Origin of the sequence: Cohnella abietis, from assembly GCF_004295585.1 — a bacterium.
GTDB lineage: Bacteria > Bacillota > Bacilli > Paenibacillales > Paenibacillaceae > Cohnella > Cohnella abietis.
The window spans coordinates 1,842,711-1,862,524 of the sequence record NZ_AP019400.1 but is presented as its reverse complement, the minus strand read 5'-3'; the positions used below and the strand labels follow the sequence as shown (position 1 = coordinate 1,862,524).

General features: G+C 45.3%; 20 protein-coding genes. 5 read left to right on the top strand and 15 right to left on the bottom strand.

What is annotated here, in order from left to right:
- Positions 1 to 4: 4 nt before the first annotated feature.
- The 8 genes from KCTCHS21_RS07660 to ilvB all read right to left on the bottom strand — a co-directional run bounded on the left by KCTCHS21_RS07660 (position 5) and on the right by ilvB (position 10,159).
- The gene (locus KCTCHS21_RS07660; protein ID WP_130606478.1) at positions 5 to 1,348 is read right to left on the bottom strand and encodes an ABC transporter substrate-binding protein; all 1,344 of its coding nucleotides are present in this window, start codon (positions 1,346 to 1,348) and stop codon (positions 5 to 7) included.
- 118 nt (positions 1,349 to 1,466) lie between these two features.
- On the bottom strand, positions 1,467 to 2,297 hold the full coding sequence (locus tag KCTCHS21_RS07655) for a carbohydrate ABC transporter permease (protein ID WP_157993983.1): 831 nt from the start codon (positions 2,295 to 2,297) through the stop codon (positions 1,467 to 1,469).
- 197 nt (positions 2,298 to 2,494) lie between these two features.
- Positions 2,495 to 3,727, bottom strand: a complete 1,233-nt coding sequence (locus tag KCTCHS21_RS07650; protein ID WP_130606474.1) for an ROK family transcriptional regulator — start codon at positions 3,725 to 3,727, stop codon at positions 2,495 to 2,497.
- A 162-nt stretch (positions 3,728 to 3,889) separates the two neighbouring features.
- Complete coding sequence (locus KCTCHS21_RS07645) at positions 3,890 to 5,089, bottom strand: aminotransferase-like domain-containing protein (RefSeq protein WP_130606472.1); 1,200 nt, start codon at positions 5,087 to 5,089, stop codon at positions 3,890 to 3,892.
- A gap of 21 nt (positions 5,090 to 5,110) precedes the next feature.
- A complete protein-coding gene (locus KCTCHS21_RS07640; protein WP_130606470.1) occupies positions 5,111 to 6,661 on the bottom strand; it encodes a 2-isopropylmalate synthase in 1,551 nt (516 codons plus the stop codon).
- A gap of 129 nt (positions 6,662 to 6,790) precedes the next feature.
- Positions 6,791 to 7,783: a ketol-acid reductoisomerase gene (gene ilvC, locus KCTCHS21_RS07635; RefSeq protein WP_130606468.1), complete on the bottom strand. Its 993-nt coding sequence runs from the start codon at positions 7,781 to 7,783 to the stop codon at positions 6,791 to 6,793.
- Between the two features lie 148 nt (positions 7,784 to 7,931).
- Positions 7,932 to 8,417, bottom strand: coding sequence for an acetolactate synthase small subunit (ilvN, locus tag KCTCHS21_RS07630; protein ID WP_130606466.1), 486 nt, complete (start codon positions 8,415 to 8,417; stop codon positions 7,932 to 7,934).
- Positions 8,414 to 10,159 (bottom strand): biosynthetic-type acetolactate synthase large subunit, encoded by a 1,746-nt coding sequence (ilvB, locus tag KCTCHS21_RS07625; protein WP_130606464.1) that lies wholly within the window; start codon positions 10,157 to 10,159, stop codon positions 8,414 to 8,416. Before ilvB ends, ilvN begins: the two co-directional genes overlap by 4 nt.
- Positions 10,160 to 10,663: 504 nt before the next feature.
- Between ilvB and KCTCHS21_RS07620 the strand changes: the two genes are divergently transcribed.
- The gene (locus KCTCHS21_RS07620) at positions 10,664 to 11,122 is read left to right on the top strand and encodes a GNAT family N-acetyltransferase (RefSeq protein WP_157993982.1); all 459 of its coding nucleotides are present in this window, start codon (positions 10,664 to 10,666) and stop codon (positions 11,120 to 11,122) included.
- Positions 11,123 to 11,179: 57 nt separating this feature from the next.
- Here KCTCHS21_RS07620 and KCTCHS21_RS07615 read toward each other — a convergent pair whose 3' ends face one another.
- A complete protein-coding gene (locus KCTCHS21_RS07615) occupies positions 11,180 to 11,464 on the bottom strand; it encodes a 50S ribosomal protein L33 (protein ID WP_130606460.1) in 285 nt (94 codons plus the stop codon).
- Positions 11,465 to 11,834: 370 nt separating this feature from the next.
- Here KCTCHS21_RS07615 and KCTCHS21_RS07610 point away from each other — a divergent pair, with 370 nt between their 5' ends.
- On the top strand, positions 11,835 to 12,515 hold the full coding sequence (locus KCTCHS21_RS07610; protein WP_130606458.1) for a helix-turn-helix domain-containing protein: 681 nt from the start codon (positions 11,835 to 11,837) through the stop codon (positions 12,513 to 12,515).
- Positions 12,516 to 12,709: 194 nt separating this feature from the next.
- Here KCTCHS21_RS07610 and KCTCHS21_RS31090 read toward each other — a convergent pair whose 3' ends face one another.
- The 5 genes from KCTCHS21_RS31090 to KCTCHS21_RS07585 all read right to left on the bottom strand — a co-directional run bounded on the left by KCTCHS21_RS31090 (position 12,710) and on the right by KCTCHS21_RS07585 (position 16,281).
- A complete protein-coding gene (locus tag KCTCHS21_RS31090) occupies positions 12,710 to 13,033 on the bottom strand; it encodes a hypothetical protein (protein ID WP_130606456.1) in 324 nt (107 codons plus the stop codon).
- A gap of 550 nt (positions 13,034 to 13,583) precedes the next feature.
- A complete protein-coding gene (gene rplT, locus KCTCHS21_RS07600; RefSeq protein WP_130606454.1) occupies positions 13,584 to 13,943 on the bottom strand; it encodes a 50S ribosomal protein L20 in 360 nt (119 codons plus the stop codon).
- Positions 13,944 to 13,983: 40 nt separating this feature from the next.
- Positions 13,984 to 14,184, bottom strand: a complete 201-nt coding sequence (rpmI, locus tag KCTCHS21_RS07595; protein ID WP_130606452.1) for a 50S ribosomal protein L35 — start codon at positions 14,182 to 14,184, stop codon at positions 13,984 to 13,986.
- 16 nt (positions 14,185 to 14,200) lie between these two features.
- The gene (infC, locus tag KCTCHS21_RS07590; protein ID WP_130606450.1) at positions 14,201 to 14,713 is read right to left on the bottom strand and encodes a translation initiation factor IF-3; all 513 of its coding nucleotides are present in this window, start codon (positions 14,711 to 14,713) and stop codon (positions 14,201 to 14,203) included.
- Between the two features lie 329 nt (positions 14,714 to 15,042).
- Positions 15,043 to 16,281, bottom strand: coding sequence for a glycosyltransferase family 2 protein (locus tag KCTCHS21_RS07585; protein WP_130606448.1), 1,239 nt, complete (start codon positions 16,279 to 16,281; stop codon positions 15,043 to 15,045).
- Between the two features lie 831 nt (positions 16,282 to 17,112).
- Between KCTCHS21_RS07585 and KCTCHS21_RS07580 the strand changes: the two genes are divergently transcribed.
- Positions 17,113 to 17,637: a phosphatase PAP2 family protein gene (locus KCTCHS21_RS07580; RefSeq protein WP_232058115.1), complete on the top strand. Its 525-nt coding sequence runs from the start codon at positions 17,113 to 17,115 to the stop codon at positions 17,635 to 17,637.
- A 105-nt stretch (positions 17,638 to 17,742) separates the two neighbouring features.
- Here KCTCHS21_RS07580 and trmB read toward each other — a convergent pair whose 3' ends face one another.
- Complete coding sequence (trmB, locus tag KCTCHS21_RS07575) at positions 17,743 to 18,537, bottom strand: tRNA (guanosine(46)-N7)-methyltransferase TrmB (protein WP_130616399.1); 795 nt, start codon at positions 18,535 to 18,537, stop codon at positions 17,743 to 17,745.
- Between the two features lie 288 nt (positions 18,538 to 18,825).
- Here trmB and KCTCHS21_RS07570 point away from each other — a divergent pair, with 288 nt between their 5' ends.
- Both KCTCHS21_RS07570 and KCTCHS21_RS07565 read left to right on the top strand, forming a co-directional pair.
- Positions 18,826 to 19,254, top strand: coding sequence for a cupredoxin domain-containing protein (locus KCTCHS21_RS07570; protein ID WP_157993981.1), 429 nt, complete (start codon positions 18,826 to 18,828; stop codon positions 19,252 to 19,254).
- A gap of 173 nt (positions 19,255 to 19,427) precedes the next feature.
- Complete coding sequence (locus tag KCTCHS21_RS07565) at positions 19,428 to 19,790, top strand: hypothetical protein (protein WP_130606444.1); 363 nt, start codon at positions 19,428 to 19,430, stop codon at positions 19,788 to 19,790.
- Positions 19,791 to 19,814: the final 24 nt, after the last annotated feature.

The window sequence follows — 19,814 nt, the reverse complement described above, 5'->3', positions numbered from 1 at the left end:
AAAATTATTTATTACCCATGATTTTCTTAATACGATCGTTCGCTTCCTTCAAGGCCTTCTCTACAGATGCTTGTCCTGTTGCTGCCTTGGATATAGCGATGGATAAAGCTTCGCGAATCTCACTGCCTTCAGGAACAAGAGGCGTATAACCGAAATCCGTATGGTTAAGCGCTATTTTATTCGCTTCACCCCATTCCGCATTAAAGTTATTCTTAAATTCCTCAGAATCGATTACTGAAGTACGTGTTGCATCAGAACGTTGCTTTTTCGTTGCCATATCCTGCATAACTTCTTTACTTGTTGCCCATTTCATAAATTCCCAAGCGGCTGTTTTCTTGTTTGTGTCTTTAGGCATAAATATTCCCCATGTAGGACCAACCGTATATTCGTCGCCAACACCCTCAAGAACGCTATAGCCAACGTTTCCAGCTACTGTGGATTTGTCTGGGTTTTCAACTTCTGGCATGAACGTGTTTACATCAATCATCATCGCTGCTTTACCTTGCTGGAAGGCAAGAAGAGATTCATTAAAGCCATAGCTGTGAATTCCTTCTGGTGCATAGTTATTCACTAGCTCGATCCACAGATTTGTTGCATCAATAGCTGCTTGTTTATCTAGAACAGCATATGGAGCATCGGCTTGTTCAAGCCAGTTTCCACCAAGCATCTTCCAAACCATGATCCAAGAGAAGCTGTTTGCATTGCCTTCTCTTGTTGCTCTAACTACAATTCCAGATTGCTTCTTCTCTGGTTTAGTCAGTTGTTTAGCATATTCCTTGAGCTCGGTAAGATTTTTAGGCGGTGCAGTTAATCCAGCCTCTTCAAACATTTTCTTGTTGTAATAAAGAATGTTGGCTTCTCCGTTACCGGGCAGCCCGTAGATTTTCCCATCCATAGACAGGTTCTTGGCTAGCTTAGGAATGAAATCACTATACTCATAAGATGCTTCCGTCAAGCTAGCATCGTTCAGATAAGAATCTATCGGCTCAATCCAATCGCCTGAGATCATAGAAGGTAAGCTCTTGTTGTTTCCCCAGACGACATCGTATTCACCTGTTCTTGCAGATAGGGACACATCTAGCTTCTGAAAGAATGATTTCTCTGGAAGCGAATCGAAATTGACTTTCATTCCTGTAGCTTTTTCGAATTCTGCTGTCTTACTGACCAGAGCATCCCAAGCTGGAGTTTTAAGTATAAGTACATTTATTTTTTCACCAGCAAAAGGCTTGTCTGTTTGTCCTTCTGATGGTTGACCACTTGCTGAGCCCGTTTTATTAGAATCGCCGCAGCCTGCTAAAACAAGTGAAATGACGATTAGAAGAGCAATGAACATATTTAATTTTTTCATACTCTGACACCCTCTCTGAAGTAAATGAAGATAACCCGCACATTCATTTGTGTTCCAGTATTAGCTTGCTCTCATCACCTCCCAAAACGTAATCAGCCAATGATGATGTTGTTCCCTATTACTTGACCGCGCCTCCCGTAAGCCCTTTCACTAAACCCTTTTGAAAGATGAATGAAACGATGAGTACGGGTAAAGTAACGAACACACCTACTGCTGATAGCTCGCCCCAATTAATTCCCTCGAAGGAGATAAACCCTTGCACCATTACCGGTGCTGTTCGCGTTCCTCTTCCTGATATGATCAGCGCATATAAGAATTCATTCCAAGCGCTAATGAAGGTGAAGATTGCACAAGTTGCAATGCCTGGAAGCACGAGAGGTAGATTGATTCTTACAAGAACCTTTACTCTTCCGCAGCCGTCCAGCAGAGCAGCCTCTTCGATTTCTTCAGGTATTCCTTTGAAGAAGCTCGACATCATCCATGTGACGAATGGCAGCGTTATCAAAAGATAAGTAAGTGATAGTCCCAGGTACGTGTCAAGCAGGTTTGTCTCTCTCAGCATCATGTAGAGTGGGAGGATAAACATGACCGGAGATGCCATCCGAACAAGAATGATCCATAATCCCATTACCTTGCTAGCCATCGATTTGGATCTTGCCAAGGAGTAACCGGATAGAACTCCAAAGTACAATGATATTGCTGTTGTCATTAAGCTAACGATCAAGCTATTGGAGTAGCTTTTCATAAAGCTCGCATCCGTAAAAACGTTTACAAAGTTCTGGAAGGTTGGTGTAAAAATCCACTTAGGCGGCAACGCGAATGCGATGACCTGAGGCTTAATGGAGGTTAAGAATAACCAGAACAACGGAAGCAAGCTTGCTACGACAATGAATGCGGTAACAACATTTAACGCGCGATTTTGAAGCTTGTTTTTCTTTCTCATTTCCATTTCACATATCTCCCCGCATGTCAGATATCCTTTGAGTAGCTTTATCATAATAGCCATCTTTTAATAAGTCAATCTATTTTGTAAAAGTATTTAACAAAAGATAAAAAAGCCTTTGTTGAGTAGTTTACACTCACAAAGGCTCCGACTATTTTCACTCTATTTAGGAATTTTTATCAATAATTATCCTATAAATACCATTACAAATACAGTCTAGGCTCCTTGAAAAATTGATCAATGACGAGGAAGCAGCTTCCTAATGGAAACAAATCCTCTTGCAGCTGTCCAACGATAATCTCAAGATCATTCGCCATGTATTTAAATATATTTTTCTTCAGATGATCCCGAATGATGCTCGTATAAAGCTCGCTATCGGGGCCTCCGATAACTACAGTTGTCAAACCAAACAGCTTAACTACGTTTGCAATTCCTATACCGAGCGAGCTCCCAGCCTCATCCAGCACGTCCTTGGCCGTTGCTTCTCCATCCAGCGCTCGTGCGTAAATATCCCTGATGCTGTGTATATCCACATTGTCTAAATCTTCTCCAAGCAGACGCTTATAACGCATGACAAGATTAGGTTCCCCGGCAATGGACTCCAAGCATCCCTTACTGCCGCAGAAGCAGGGGGCTCCGTTTAAGTCAATCGTCATGTGCCCAAGTAAGTGGGCGTTACCATTAGTACCGCCATAGAAAGAACCATTAATATACATAGCTAATCCGATCCCTGACCGAATGCCTGGCCGTATACCGATATAAGCGAAATCCCCCTCAATCTGAGGTAAAAATAATCTCTTCTCGGCCAAAGCCATCATATGAATATCATTTTGCATGTAAACAGGCAAATTATATCTCTCTTTGACCAGGCTTTTGAAATCAACATCTTTCCAATCAAGTATCCGAAGAATTTCAATTGAAATTCCTTCGTTTGCTTTCAGGTAGCCGAGTAGGCCAATCCCAATCCCAATAAACTTTTCTTTGGCGATTCCCGAAGAAGCAATTAAATCATCCAGCTCCTCAAACATAGCTTGAATAATTTCATTTCGGGTAGCATTTTTATCAACGGATATTCCTCTCTTCTCGATGACTTCTCCTTTAAGATTAGAGATAACCATTCGTATTGGAGGAAATTCAAAATCGATTCCGATCGTGTAATAAGCATTGGCATTTAGAGAAAGTAAAGTCGGAAGTCTACCGCCCGTATATTCCGCATAGCCAGACTTAAAAATAATGTCTCTCTCTGTCAGCTCCTTCACAATATTTACTATTGTAGGGCGGCTTAATTTCGTTTTTTTCGCAACATCTTCGATTGTTATCGATTCCGCGGATATAATGCTGTTTAATACCAAATACGTATTTGCTTTTTTTAATATTTTCGTATTATTACCGGCCATAAGAATCACAAGTCCTTCTAGGTATTTTGAATTATTCAATTGTAGCACACTTTTTACACATTATATAAAATAACTTTATAAAATCACATTACATAAATAATACCCGTGGTGTCATTATGATTCTAAGCTGACGGTTAAGCAAAAAGGGTGCGCACCCTCTAAGTGGTACACACCCTTCTATCCATGAAAAATTGCTAAAAATTATTTAACCAAAACACTTTCCATCGCTTTGTTCAGAAGCTTCATGCCGTTAACGGTGCCTTCAAAGTCATTGTGAGTAAAGTTAAGCCGCATTGTATTTTTCTTGGCGTTCTCCTCGGCGAAGAAAGAAATCCCTGGCACGAAAGCAACTCCCAGATCAACTGCCGTCTTAAGTAGCTCAGCTGTGTCTACTGACTCAGGCAATTCCAGCCAGAAGAACATACCGCCCTTTGGCTCATTCCAAGTAACTCCAGGCCACTGCTGCTCCTGTAGTAAATCCGCCATCTGGCGCATACGGATTTCGTATTCCTTGCGAACGAACTCAATGTGACCATCAAGATCGAAATGCTCCATTAGCTGGTACAACGTCTGCTGATCCAATGAGCTGGAATGCAGATCAGCTGCTTGCTTAGCCCGAGCCATATGACGAATAATTTCTGGATCCGCCATTACCCATCCCGTCCGAAGCGCTGGCGCAACTGTTTTGGAAAATGTACTCGTATAGACGACACATGAGCCAGTCGGATGCTGATCTAAAGAAAACAACGATGGATAGTTAACCGAAGCATCTCCAAATTTCAGCTCTCCGTATGGATCATCCTCTAGAATGAGCGTGTCGCTCTCTCTACATTGCTTAAGAACGCCAAGACGTCGCTCTAAGCTCCACGCTTTACCTGTAGGATTAGAGAACGTAGGAATGACGTAGACCATCTTAGGACGATATTGCTTTAGCTTTGCAGCAAGGTCATCCAAATCCATGCCATCCTTATCCGTATCTACAGACACTAATGTGGCACCATATGAACGGAACACCTGCAAAGCTGAAAGGTAAGTCGGTTTCTCTACTAAAATCACATCGCCTGAATCGATGTAAATACGGGTCAGCAAGTCTATAGCTTGCTGTGACCCCGTAGTCAAGAGCATATCCTCCGGCGTAACCGTTACGCCCTTGTTCCCCATCCAAGTACATATACTCTCGCGTAGAGGTAAATAGCCTTCTGTTAGACCGTATTGCAATGCTTTATTGCCTGCAGCTAACACCCGCTGAAAAGCATCTCCAATAGCAGCTACCGGAAAATGCTCCTCGGCAGGCAACCCGCCTGCGAACGAAATAATAGACTTCCTTTGCGTCAGCTTAAGGATCTCACGGACCGCTGAGGAGGAGAAAGTGCTCAATCTTGCGGAAAATTGATAGTTCATCGGTCGTTCCCCACTCCCTAACTAGATCAATGTGACATTATCGCGACGATTACGAGCTGGAGCATTGCGCTTGTCGATTAGTCTGTTAAGCGCATCCACGTATGCCCGAGCGCTAGCTTCCAGAATATCAGTGCTAACTCCACGTCCTTGCGCAGATGAATCGCCTTGCTTTAGAACGACATGCACCTCGCCTAGGGCATCGGTGCCATCGGTTACAGATTTAATCGTATAATCGTCAAGCTCAACTACTTCACCCGAAAGCGCATCAATAGCTTGATAGATCGAATCAACTGAGCCATTACCCTCAGACTCATGCTTCACTAGTCCACCAGCAGTTCTAAGTGTAACTGTTGCAGACGGGGTCGCATGGCTGTCGAAGGAAACGACAAGCTGTTCTAGCGCGAATATTTCCGGTGTTTCAATGATTTTCTCCTCAAGAAGGGCACGAATATCTTCATCTGTGACGTTCTTCTTGCGATCTGCCAAATCCTTAAACTTGCCGAATGCCGCATTTACTTGCTCTTCGGTCAGCTGCTCATAGCCCAGATCAATGAGCTTCTCACGGAACGCATGACGACCAGAGTGCTTACCTAGAACGAGCTTGCTATCCTTTAGTCCGATCGTTTCCGGAGAAATAATCTCGTATGTCGTTTTCTCCTTCAACATGCCATCCTGATGAATCCCGGATTCATGAGCGAACGCATTAGCACCAACAATTGCTTTATTGCCCGGAACGGCCATTCCCGTCAGCTTACTAACTAAGCGACTTGTTCTAGCGATTTCCTTAAGATTAAGCGATGTTTTGGCTTGGAAATACTCTGCCCTAGTCTCGAGTGTCAACGCCACTTCCTCCAGAGAAGTATTACCAGCGCGTTCGCCAATTCCGTTAATCGTTCCTTCGACTTGATCAGCACCATTAAGTATTGCCGCAAGTGCGTTGGCAGTTGCCATACCTAGATCGTCGTGGCAATGTGCGGACAATTGGATCGTCTCGATTCCCGGCACTTTTTCCTTTAAGGTTTTGAAAATATTGCCGAATTCATAAGGCGTCAAATAGCCGACCGTATCGGGAATGTTCACGACAGTCGCTCCCGCTTTAATCGCCATCTCCGTTACTTCACAAAGGAAGTCCAGCTCTGTACGTCCAGCATCCTCTGGTGAAAATTCAACATTATCGAAAAACTGCTTCGCATAACGAATGACCCGATCAGCCGTTTCAAGTACTTGCTCCTTCTCCATCCGCAGCTTGTGCTTACGGTGAATCGGCGATGTCGCAAGAAAGAGATGGATGCCTGGATTCTTCGCACCCTTAAGTGCTTCAACAACTGCATCGACATCTTGCTCACGCGAACGAGCTAGACCGATAACGGTTGCATTTTTCACTGCCAAGGCAACAGCTCTTACCGCTGCAAGATCTCCAGGGGAAGCTGCCGGAAATCCAGCTTCAATCCGGTCCACTCCTAATCTTTCTAGCTGGAGTGCGATTTCTACTTTCTCCTGAGTGTTCAGGTTAACACCGGGAGATTGCTCCCCGTCTCGTAGCGTCGTATCAAAAATATAAATTTTTCTCATGGTTGGGTTGCCCCCGCACCTCCTGAAGCCATTCATGACTTTTGCACAAATTATATCATATTATGTGTCGTTCTTTAACAAAAACCCCGGCATAGTATAGCCGAGGTTTCGTATAGATGAGAAGATTAATTATTTGCTGATCCAGTGCATCATGCCACGTAATTGAGCGCCAACAACTTCGATTGGGTGCTCAGATTCGTTGCGGCGAGTTGCCGTAAGGAATGCGCGTCCGGATTGGTTCTCAAGAATGAAGTCGCGAGCGAATTTACCTTGTTGGATATCTTCGAGTACGCGTTTCATTTCTTTCTTCGTTTCGTCTGTTACGATGCGAGGTCCAGTAACATAGTCACCGTACTCAGCTGTGTTGGAGATGGAGCTACGCATGGAAGCAAGTCCACCTTCATACATGAGGTCAACGATTAGTTTAAGCTCATGCAAACATTCGAAGTAAGCCATCTCAGGAGCATAACCTGCTTCAACAAGTGTTTCAAATCCAGCTTTAACGAGTGCAGATGCACCGCCGCAAAGAACTGCTTGCTCGCCGAACAGATCCGTTTCTGTTTCTTCACGGAAAGAAGTTTCGATAACTCCCGCACGTGTACAGCCGATACCTTTTGCATAAGCCATACCGATATCGAATGCTTTGCCTGTTCCGTTCTGATGAATAGCGATTAGTCCCGGTACGCCGAAGCCCTCAACATAAGTACGACGAACCATGTGACCAGGAGATTTCGGAGCAATTAGAAGGACGTCAGCGTCCGCAGGAGCTACGATTTGGCCGAAATGTACGTTAAAGCCATGAGAGAACATGATCGCTGCGCCTTTTTTCAGGTTAGCCTCGATTTCGTTCTTATACACGCTTGCTTGTGTCTCATCTGGCATAAGGATTTGTACTACGTCCGCTTTGCTAGTAGCTTCAGCAACGGAGAATACCTCGAAGCCGTCGTTACGCGCGCTGTCAGCGGATTTGCCTTCGCGAAGACCGATAATAACGCTAAGACCGCTATCACGAAGATTTTGAGCTTGTGCATGACCTTGGCTACCGTAGCCGATTACCGCGATTGTTTTGCCTTTAAGAACGCCTAGATCAGCGTCTTTTTCATGAAATAAATTAACTGCCATTGGATTGTGTTCCTCCTTAATATAATAAAAAAGATTTTGTCGACCCTCGAAGCGGGCGTTCCAAGGGAGAATGAGACCAGTCGGCCGGCTTCTCCCCTCGAATACCCGCTCCGAGCAGGCGACAAGAACTACATCACTTCATTCTACACTATCTGGTGCCTCTATTCATTGCCGTCACACCTGTGCGTGAAAGCTCACGAATGCCGTAAGGCTTCAGCAATTCAATCATCGCATCAATTTTATCAGAATCTCCAACTACCTGTACAATTAAAGTCGTTGGTCCGATATCGACTACAGCTGCACGGAATGTTTCTACGATTCCTAGAACTTCAGGTCGGATAGACGGCTCTGCCCCAATTTTGATCAAACCGAGCTCCCGACCGACCATTGGATTACCACTGATATCAATGACTTTAATAACATCAATCAGCTTGTACAATTGCTTCTGAACTTGCTCCAACGTATGATCATCGCCTGTAGTGACAATGACCATACGGGATAAGCCCGGCTCTTCAGAGGAGCCTACAGTAATGCTCTCGATGTTGAAGCCACGGCGACCGAACAAGCCGGAAACACGCTGCAGTACACCTGGTTGGTCATTCACGAGTATCGCTATCGTATATTTACGGTTCATTCGGAGTCCCCCATGATCATCTGATCAATCGTGCTTCCTTGGGTAACCATTGGATACACGTTCTCGTTCTTACGAACGACAAATTCTACAACAGCAGGACCTGGATGCGCTAGTGCTTCATTCCAAACGCGAAGAGCATCCTCCTTGTTCGAAGCTCTAAAGCCTTTAACGCCATAGGCTTCGGCCAGCTTAACGAAATCAGGACTGCCAGCAAGGTCAATATGGCTGTAACGATTATCGTAGATTAGCTCCTGCCACTGACGAACCATTCCAAGCACCTGGTTGTTAATGATGGCTACTTTAACCGGAATGTTGTTGATCGCACAGATAGCAAGCTCTTGGGCACACATCTGCATGCCGCCATCACCATTAATAGATACAACCGTACGTCCCGGATTACCCATCTGTGCTCCAATTGCGGACGGGAAGCCAAAGCCCATCGTCCCTAATCCACCTGAAGTAACCCATGAACGCGGCTTATTAAATGGATAATACTGAGCTGCCCACATTTGGTGCTGACCTACATCAGTCGTAACAATGGCATCGCCATTCGTTGTATCGTGAATCATTGACACAACCCATTGCGGCTTCAATTCAACGTCGGAATCAACATATTTGAAAGGCTTATCGGCCTTCCACTCTTGAATTTGCTTACGCCAAGCATCAGCTTTGCTAGCGTACTTCGCAATAAGGTTAGCCTGCTGAAGAACCGCTTTAACATCTCCAACAATTGGTACATCCGTAGGAACATTCTTACCGATCTCCGCCGGATCAATATCGATGTGAACGATTTTCGCGTGCGGCGCAAAGCCAGCTAGCTTACCTGTTACGCGATCATCGAATCGTGCACCGATGTTGATGAGCAAATCGGCTGTCTGGATAGCGGTATTCGCTGTCCATGTTCCGTGCATGCCGGGCATACCCATATGCAGCTCATGACCACTTGGGAAGCCACCTAGACCAAGCAATGTCGTCGTCGTAGGAATTCCTGTCTTCGTTACGAACTCGTGCAGCTCCTCGTGAGCTCCCGAGTATACAACTCCACCACCAGCTAAGATGATAGGCTTCTCGGCAGACTCGATTGCACGGATCATTTTCTCCAATTGATTCTTATTCGGCTGAACCGTTGGATTGTAACCACGAAGATCTACTTTTGAAACTGCTTGGAAAAGCGTCTTCTCAGCAGATACATCCTTCGGAATATCGATGAGCACCGGACCTTTACGTCCGCTATTGGCAATGTGGAACGCTTCGTGGATCACACGTGGCAAATCCTCCGCCTTGCGTACCAAATAACTATGTTTAGTAATCGGCATCGTTATACCAACAATGTCCGCTTCTTGGAAAGCATCTGTACCAATGAGACTAGTGGCTACGTTACCGGTGATGACTACCATCGGCACGGAATCCATATAAGCAGTCGCAATTCCTGTGACTAGGTTTGTAGCCCCCGGTCCCGAAGTCGCGATACAAACACCTACCTTACCGGTAGAACGTGCATATCCGTCTGCGGCATGAATAGCGCCTTGCTCATGACGTGTAAGAAGATGCTGGAAATCGGAAAAGCCATGCATAGCATCATAAATGAACAATACCGCGCCACCAGGATAGCCGAAGACGCACTCTGCTCCCTCCAGTAACAAACTACGAAGCAGTATTTCAGAACCTGTAATTACTTCTGGCTTACTCCACTTTTCAATCAATTCTTCTTTGGATTTCAATGTAACACTCTGTGCACTCATCCATATTCCTCCTTTCTACAAATCAAAAAGCCCTTCATCCCAACGCCAATATGGCTGTCTTGGGACGAAAGGCTGTTGCTTCCGCGGTACCACCCGAGTTTGCCGCGCATCTCACGATGACGGCCTTATAAAGTAAGATGTCCTCAGAGTAAATCCTGAGACAATGCATACTTTAAGCGCAATAACGAGCGCCAATCCGATTCTCCCTAATGTGCCTATTAGGCGGTTCAGGCGAACAGCTCCGAGGAGACTTCGCGTACAGGGGTTAAGGCATCGGTCTCAGCTAATCCGACACTCTCTGAGCATAAGAGCCCCATCGCTTTTTCCTCATCACGGCCATTTGTATTTCAGTCGATTTAGCATTCATTATATTCTTCACCAAGCCATTCGTCAATACACATCTTAGCCGTTACCGTTCAAATAACTTGTTCATACGTTGTATTATCGACTCTTGCCATGCGAATAAGCTATGGAAGACGAATTGAAAATGGGGAGGTGCTCCTCTTGATTCGCTGGAAACAACCACGGGACGACAAAGGAATTGTTGATCTTGTTCGCACACAGCTGGTACCCATTTCCCCTTGGCAGCACCCGCGAGATAGGCGACTGCATAACGAAATTACTCGCCGTCTTCGAAAGGGCGCAACGCTAGTTATTGCTCAATCTCGGCGAAGCGTACCTTTAGCTTTCCTCCAGATGGAGTTTCGATACAAAATATTATTTATTAATTTATTAGCTGTTCATTCCCAATATCAGAATCGACAATGGGGAACAGAGCTGATGAAACGGGCTGAGCAGCACGGTCGTAAAAAGGGCTGTACGATGGCGCGTGTTTATGTAGACGATAATAACACCCGCGCGCTCCGTTTTTACCAGCGTAACGGCTATTATATCGTTCGATTGCTTCCCGAACTGCGATTTATTGAGCTTGCCAAATCCTTAGCTGATGAAGGATGGAATTAAAACAACGGACCGAAAATCTCGGTCCGTTGTTTCGTAGTTTCATATTACGCTATTAGGTTACCACCAACCACCGAAACCTCCACCAAAGCCGCCACCGAAGCCGCCATCAAAGCCTCCACCAAATCCGAAGCCACCATCAAATGTCCCTATAGCTAGTATATCGAACAACGCAAGCGGTAGAATCGCTTTCGTGCTCACCTTCTTGCCTTTAGGTTGCTCCAACACCAATTGATTACCAAGAATACGAACAAGCTTGCCCGAGACGACAGAGCCATCTTTGCGGACCGCATAAATCTTTTTACCAACTAGATTTTGAGCTTGCGAACGAGTAATGCGTGCCATCAATATTCAACTCCTTCCATGGGTGCAAACGATGTAAACAAGTGCATTTCAGATGCAAACGATGTAAACCAGTGCAATACAGATGCAAACGATGTAAACCAGTGCAATACAAATGCAAACGGCGAAGCTACAATCCGCATAATAGTTGATCGTTTTCCCCGTTGTTCTATAAACTATGTACTAGGAGCGGAGTGTGCTTGTACCTCTGTCCTTCAACTGGAAAATAGGGCTTGTAGATAGGAAGCACATTTTGTAATATCTTAGTTAGCATTAGTTAGAATGAAATATATGAGGTTGCGAAGCACGCGCCGTTCGTTCCAGATCATCTGGGCGGACGGCGTATTTTATTTCAGGAGGGAGACATGAATTTATGGTTGTTAAAAATGATGCACAATTCGAAGCTGCTTTTGAGGTGTGGACAGCGAATCAGGAGAAGGTCAGCAGTGGGGAAAGGAAACGCAGACTGTTAAGTGAAATGAATCATGCGCAAAAACAATTTTTAGTGAAAGTTTGGTGGCCGATATTTCACAGCTTTAATGGCCTGATGGCGGAATTTGAGGTACGGGACTTCAAGGATGGCTATCGCTATTTGGATTTTGCTTGGTTTTTGGCTGGCGGCCAAATCGCGATCGAGATAGATGGGTTCGGTCCTCATTGGCGAAACGCTGACCGCTGGCAGTTTGCCGATCATTTACAACGCCAAAACCACCTCATTTTCGACGATTGGATTGTTATTCGCTTTTCCTATGACGATATCATGGAGCACCCACGCAGATGCCAGCAGTTGCTAATGCAAACTAAAGGCAAATGGAGCTTGGAAAAACCAACTAACCAGTCCCTTAAGAACCCTTTGGATCGAGCGATAATGGATTACGCAGCACGCAGGAACGCCCCCTTTACCCCCTCGCAGGCTGCAGAGGATTTAGGTTGGCATCGCGTAACAATAACCCGCCGCACCCTAAACCTGGCCAGAGCAGGACTATTGACCTCGACTTCTCCTGGTAAATCAAGGTTCACACAGTACATCTTCAACAAAGCTGCGCTTTGTTGAAGATGGTGTGGGGCGGGGGGACGGGAGCTCGCGGGGGGCGTAGGCAGATGAGTGAATGCGACGAGTGTAGCTTGAGACTAGCTTAGTAGCTCTCAGTGCGTTATTCGGACGTGGATGGGTTTATGTGGCTCCCTTAGTAGCTCTCAGTGCGTTATTCAAGCGAGGATGGGTTTTTGCGGCTCCCTTAGTAGCCCTCAGTGCGTTATTCGAGCGCGGATGGGTTTTGCAGCTCCCTTAGTAGCCCTCAGTGCGTTATTCGGGCGCAGACGGGTTTTTTCGGCTCCCTTAGTAGCCCTCAGTGCGTTATTCGGGCGCAGACGGGGAATTGCGGCTTCCTTAGTAGCCCTCAGTGCGTTATTCGGGCGCAGACGGGTAATTGCGGCTCCCTTAGTAGCCCTCAGTGCGTTAATTGGGCGCAGACGGGTAATTGCAACTCTCTTAGTAGCCCTCAGTGTGTTATTCGGGCGCAGACGGGTAATTGCGGCTCCCTTAGTAGCCCTCAGTGCGTTATTCGGCAAGGGACGGGTATTTGCGGCTTCCTTAGTAGCCCTCAGTGCGTTATTCGGGCGCGGACGGGTATTTGCGGCTCCCTTAGTAGCCCTCAGTGCGTTAAATGGGCGCGGATGGGTTTTTGCGGCTCCCTTAGTAGCCCTCAGTGCGTTGTTTAGTGGATAGGAGCTTAAGTAGTTTGGCGGACGTGGAGTTGGGGTTGGTGGATGAATGTTTGGTTGGGGTTAGTGAAAGAATGTTTAGTTGCGGTTAGTGAAAGAATGTTTAGTTAGGGTTAGCGGACTTGTTTGATTGGGGTTGGTCGAAGAGAATAGTTTAATTCGGGTTGGTCGACGAAAGCTTAGCTGGGGTTGGTGAACGGAAGTTTAATTCGGTTGGTCGACGAGATTAGTTGGGGTTGAGAGTGGTCAACGGAAGTATGGTTCAGTTTAGCGGACAGAAGTTCGAAAGTTCGCTAACAGAAGTTTGCCAAGAAGCATGAAGCAAATCGGGCAGCCGTCAAGGGGTCTGAACAATAGAAAAAGCCCCGGTTGCCCGGGGCGTGTCTACGCGATGAATTTACGCGTTGATTTTTTCTTTTGCAGCGCCAGCTAGCGAGTTGAACGCACTGATGTCGTTAACAGCTAGGTCAGCAAGCATTTTGCGGTTTACTTCGATGCCAGCCAATTTCAGGCCGTGCATCAATTTGCTGTAAGACAAGCCGTTCAGGCGAGCTGCAGCATTAATACGCACGATCCACAATCTGCGGAAGTTCCGTTTAGTCTGACGACGGTCACGGTATGCGTACATAAGGGATTTCATTACTTGTTCTTTAGCTTTCTTAAACAGGCGATGCTTGGCGCCCCAGTAACCTTTTGCTAACTTCAACATTCTATTGCGACGACGGCGCGTGACGAATCCGCCTTTGACTCTTGCCATGATTCATTACCTCCCGGAAGTGTTCATATGACGACTACTATTATTTCAGGTTTCCAAGTTGCTGCTGCAAACGACGAACGTCGCCTTGAGCCATCAACGGTTGACCAGCAAGTACGCGTTTAGCGCGTCCCGATTTGTGGGACAACAAGTGGTTTTTGTAAGCTTTGTAGCGCTTTACTTTACCAGTTCCAGTAATTTTGAAGCGGTCTTTCAAGCTGCTATGAGTTTTCATCTTAGGCATGAATTGTATCCTCCTGTCAGTGGGCTTTCGGAGCCAAAATCATAATCATGCTGCGGCCTTCCAGCTTAGGCATGCGCTCAACAACACATAATTCTGCTACTTCATTCGCAACCCGTTCCAAGATCTTCTGACCGAGCTTCGCGTGCGTGATTTCACGACCACGAAAACGTACCGAACATTTGACCTTGTCGCCTTCATTTAAGAACTTCACGACGTTACGAAACTTCGTCTGGTAGTCATTCTCTTCAATGTTAGCACGAAACCAAACTTCTTTGAGGTCGACGATTTTTTGATTCTTCCTGGCTTCCTTTTCTTTCTTCTGCTGCTCATAACGGAATTTGCCATAGTCCATAATGCGGCACACTGGCGGTTTAGCCTGTGGTGCTACGTTAACCAGGTCAAGGTTCGCGTCAATCGCCATCTGCATTGCTTCACGAAAAGGTTTAATTCCGATTTGTTCGCCTTCAGCGCCAACCAACCGTACTTCTTTCGCCCGGATTTCCTCGTTTAGTTGATGATCCTTGCTAATAATGTTCCACCTCCGAAATTAATTGTCGAGTAAGTTATTTGGAAACAAAAAAATACGAGTCGCATTGACCCGCATTCTAGTCCTAACGTTATCGGTTTGCAAGAAACCAAGGTTTCTGCAAGCGCCGTATATCGTGGGCTACGCAAACCCGTTAGCATTCGCCAATCAGGTGAGAAGCGGGTGCTTCTGCTTGAGCGTGCTGAATAATTTACATAAATCAGTCACAACGACCACTATACCATGTCATTCCATCGGTGTCAACAAAGGTTATTACAACTTTCTATCTAGCTGAATTGCAGCCCCGGGCAAAGCCCGGGACTCAAATCCAATTACATCTGTTTACCTTGCACTTCTTCTAAACGAATAACCCGTGTATGCTGCGTATGGCTCCACGTTTTGTTGTTTTGAGTGAAGAAGGCGTAGAACGTGATAGGCCACCAAGTAAAGAAAAATATCGGAAACATAATAAGCTTAACGTATATACGCCAATTTACCTTCTCCAGCATCATTGCAAGCGGTACTTGGAGATAGATATAAAGCGAAATTGGAATCGCCAGCCACGCTGGTGCGATGGAGTAAATGGAATCAAAATGTGGATCTCCTGGTAGCAGCAAATCAAACCAAAGCGTAGCCGTAATCAAGAAACCAATCAAGAAGTTGTAGGCGTTAAAGATATATAATCCGGCGTCAATTTTAACCCAGCTGCGCTCTTTAATCCCCTGCCACATTACTGGAAGCATATAGCGACGGGTAATATCGAAGTGTCCTTGCATCCATCTGAGACGCTGACGTGAAGATGCTCTGAATGAAATTGGTTTCTCGTCATAGACGCGAGCATCATAATTAAACTTTGGATATATTCCACGCTGAATGCATCGAATTGTAAATTCTAAATCCTCTACAAGACTCGTCGCACCCCAGCCCATTTCCTTAAGCAGCTTTGTTTCAAAACACATGCCCGTACCACCGAGGAAGTTGGATAGTCCCAGATTGTAACGCGGCATTTGCCACAGGCGGTTACAGAACCAATAGTTGATTCCGTTAGCAGCGCTCACCCATGAATCGTTCGGATTTTTCGTATCCAGGTATCCTTGAATGACCCGATGACCATTGCAAAGATCTTCGTTCATGTATTGCAGGAAGTTAGTAGCTACAAGATTATCCGCATCGAACATAACGATGGAATCGTATTGCTTCGGATGTTTCCATAGCTCTTTAAGCATCCACTCAATTGCGAAGCCTTTTCCTCTTTCATTCGGGTTATTACGCTCGCAAGCATGAACTCCCGGATAGCGGCGCACTATGTCTGCCGTTCCGTCCGTGCAGTTATCGCAAATGACGAAAATATCGTACATCTCGCGAGGGTAATCCATTTTAAGCAAATTCTCGATTAAAGCTCCAACAACGGCCTTTTCATTGTGCGCAGCGATAAGCAAAGCGAAGGTCTTGGTTGGCTTGTGCGTAATCCGTTCCTTTTTGCGGTACCACCCGAAGAAAGACAAAATAACCTGATACGCCCCAACCAGAAAAAACAAAACCTGAATAACCAAAAGAAAATTGTTAAACATATTCAGTTGTACCCCCTAGATCCCTTTTTCTTTTTTTGTCTGTCTCTGTCTCTGTCTCTGTCTCTGTCTCTGTCTCTGTCTCTGTCTCTGTCTCTGTCTCTGTCTCTGTCTCTGTTTTTTTGTTTGTCTCTGTCTCTAGAAAACTGTACCTTCATTCCCTTCCAGAGTTTTCTCCGAAAGAGATAATCTTGATTCTCTTCCGTTTGCTCCAGTTTGTCAAAAGGGCATTACAACCATTTTCGCTGCTTACAGCCAAGATGCGGTGTTCTGAGTATCAGAGCATCGTATGTAGCGGCGATTTCTACGTCACAGCACTGCTTTTCATCGTTTTTCATTCTTTTTCTATCCGCAGACCTATGCTCTGTTCACAATAAGTTAACGTCTGAGAAAATTATAAGGTTGCATCCATTATTTTCATAATCAGCGTTTGAGTGATATTTACCGTTAGCTAACATGCAACTTTAGCCCCTAAATCTCTTCCCTCCCGTTCTACGTAGTCACTCCAGAAAATACTGAAGTGAGCATCTAGATGTTATGCGCCTGGTCGGTGTAACGAATGTAAATATCTCCAATAAAAGCTTGCCCATCCATCGAAGATTGTAAAACGTCACATTTCACACAAATAAATGCCAAGAGCTAAAGCAATTCAAATTTCGCGCTCATTCGACAAACATGGACTACCTTTCTTCTATATAGAATGGCATCGCTTAACGGTTTGTTAGAGGAGCGTTAATACTGGCGTGACAATCAAGTTATATTCTATTTGTAGAAAGATCATTTAGCCTTTAGAAGTTAATTAGTCTGCCTGCCTTTAAAAAGGAGAGTGTGAACGTGAGTAGAATTTATCGCATGCTTCTGGAAGTCGAACGCCCGCTGTTCCTGCATGTCAACGTCCGTTGGAACCGTACCGCGTTGGATTGGCTTTTTCATACCTTATCGCTTATCGCAGGAGCAATCTTCAGCCTTTGTATTTCGTTAGCTGCCGGTTTATTTGCACCTCAGCCTTGGAGCCATGCCGGGTGGCTTGCCTTCGCATCGGTTATTATTAGCCACATTCCTGTCGCCATAGCCAAAAGAAGTGCTCCTCGCCTTCGGCCTTACCAGGTATTGCCGCAAATTAAGACAAATCGTCACCCGCTTAAGGACCCTTCCTTTCCATCCGGACATACGACAGCAGCATTCGCCATGCTAACTCCTTGGATGCTTACCCAGCCGCTATTAATTCCTATCCTGCTGCCCATTGGACTAGGCGTAGCTCTATCCCGCATCTACTTCGGGCTCCACTTCCCAAGCGATACCGTTGCCGGCGCTTTATTAGGCAGCAGTACCGTCCTACTCCTTTCCTACTGGATTTAAGAATTGAGCACGTCTCCCCAAAAAATAACGTGCCTGCCACTGGCAGACACGATTATTATAACGGCCGTACCCAACTCTCAGCTGGGTACGGCCGCTTATTTTAATTTATTCATCTGAATCCAAATCAGAATCAGAATCTATATCCTCGCCAGACTCGTTCTTCCGCGTATTGCCTCTACGAGCCTGCTCTGCCAAATCTTCAGCTACAAGAGTTCTATGCTCCTGCTGGATTTTCTCCCCAATAACCGCTTCGAGCCTGTATATCGGCTTTCCCTGCCCAACGAATTTCGCTTCGTATTCCGTCAGAACGAGATCATCCCGTATTCCGTTACGATGCAAATCCAAAGAAATATTGCGCATCTGATATTCAATGTCGGAGAAGCTATTAAGTGAAAATTCAAATAAGGTAAGCGAATCTGTCTTAAAATGAATTTCTCCAATATCACTAAGCACATGCTTATATTTCATTAGGAACCGAGGATGAGTAAGTCTACGTTTGCCATGCTTTGACTTCGGCCATGGATCACTGAAATTCAAATAAATCCGCTCTAGCTCTCCCGGCTCGAACATTTTCTCAAGAAACTCTACATTCCCCCGAACAAGCGCCAAATTCGGCACCTCATCGACACCCTTCTCACTTTTCCATAGGGCGCGTGCCTTCTCACTTCCTCGGCGTAGCAGCTCATCGTAAATATCCATTCCGATATAGTTAATGTCCGGGTTGTTCGCGCTCATCCGACTGATGAACTGCCCCTTACCCATGCCGCACTCAATACGGATAGGATTATCATTGCCAAAAAACTCATGCCAGCGTCCCTTCAATTTCTCTGGCTCAAGCACAACAAGATCCGGCTGCTTCTCCAAGCTTTCCCGAATATTTTTTCTACCGCGTAGTCTCATACTCATTCTTGTATCCTCCCGCAGCCCTTGGCTGCACATCGTCAATGAATCCTATTTTGCCGAATGTACTAACGCTTGTAAAGGCTATTCTGGATAGTTACAGAAATCTTCATCTATATGAGAACGATATTTTTCTCAAGGGGTTCAAAAGGACAGCAAATTTTTTTATGTCCGTTTATAAAACAATGTATTTTCCAGCCGTTTAACATCCATAATATTACGACAAAGATTGCTCGAATAGCGCAGCCTTCAATACGAAGAAATTCACATCAGGGGGAATACATCGTTATGAAACTAAAAACCAGTTTATTTCTAGCTACTGTCGTACTGGCAGCTATGCTCGCTCTAAGCGCTTGTGGAAATAATAACTCGAAGAACACAGGCTCACCGTCTCCAAGCTTACCAGCATCTCCATCTGGAAGTGCTCCAGCCTCATCACAAGCAGCTGGCGGCGCAACTAAGGACATTACGATTACAGCAGTTAACTGGAAATTCGATCAGCCAGAAATTAAAGCAAAAACAGGAGATACGCTTAAACTGACTCTAAAAAATGATCAGGGTGTTCACGGAATTGAAATTAGCGATCTGAATGTGAAGATCAAAAACGGTGAAACGGTTGAAGTTAAGCTTGATAAAGCAGGCACTTACGAGTACCATTGCAACATTCAATGTGGCCAGGGCCATACGAAGATGAAGGGCACTATCGTTGTTGAATAGTTGACTTTTTGATCGGAAAATAAGGGATTGGAAGCGTCCATTTTGGACTGCATCCAATCCCTTATTTTCATATCGGAATTACCAATCTTCCTACATAATAAATTGGAGTGAGATTTGGGATTCCAACATCCGGTATGTTATCATAGTAAAGAGGAATGAAGGAGGGAACACGGATGAGAAAATCGGTACAGCCATTTCGTAGCTTGGCTTTTGTCCTATTTTTGCTCTCCGCTTTTGTTCTTTTCAGCATGCCTACGATATCTATTGGCGAGAATTTTGCAACCTCTGACAACTCCTCCCTCTCCCATGATATGCCTAACAGCGTTAAAGCAACCAAGAGAACCACAGTATCACTGAACAGCAAAATGCTGCTTCTTTCCACTTTGCTTTTACTTGCCTCTCACTTCCGTTTCCGCGCATACAATCCTTATAGTATGCCCATGCTTAAATCTGCTTTTCTTCCCCTTATCCTGCTTATTTGGCGTAAAATTCTACTCATGCCCCTAAAGTTAACCACTTCTTATGAACGTGCCTAAAGACAACTCTAATCGACCTTCGTC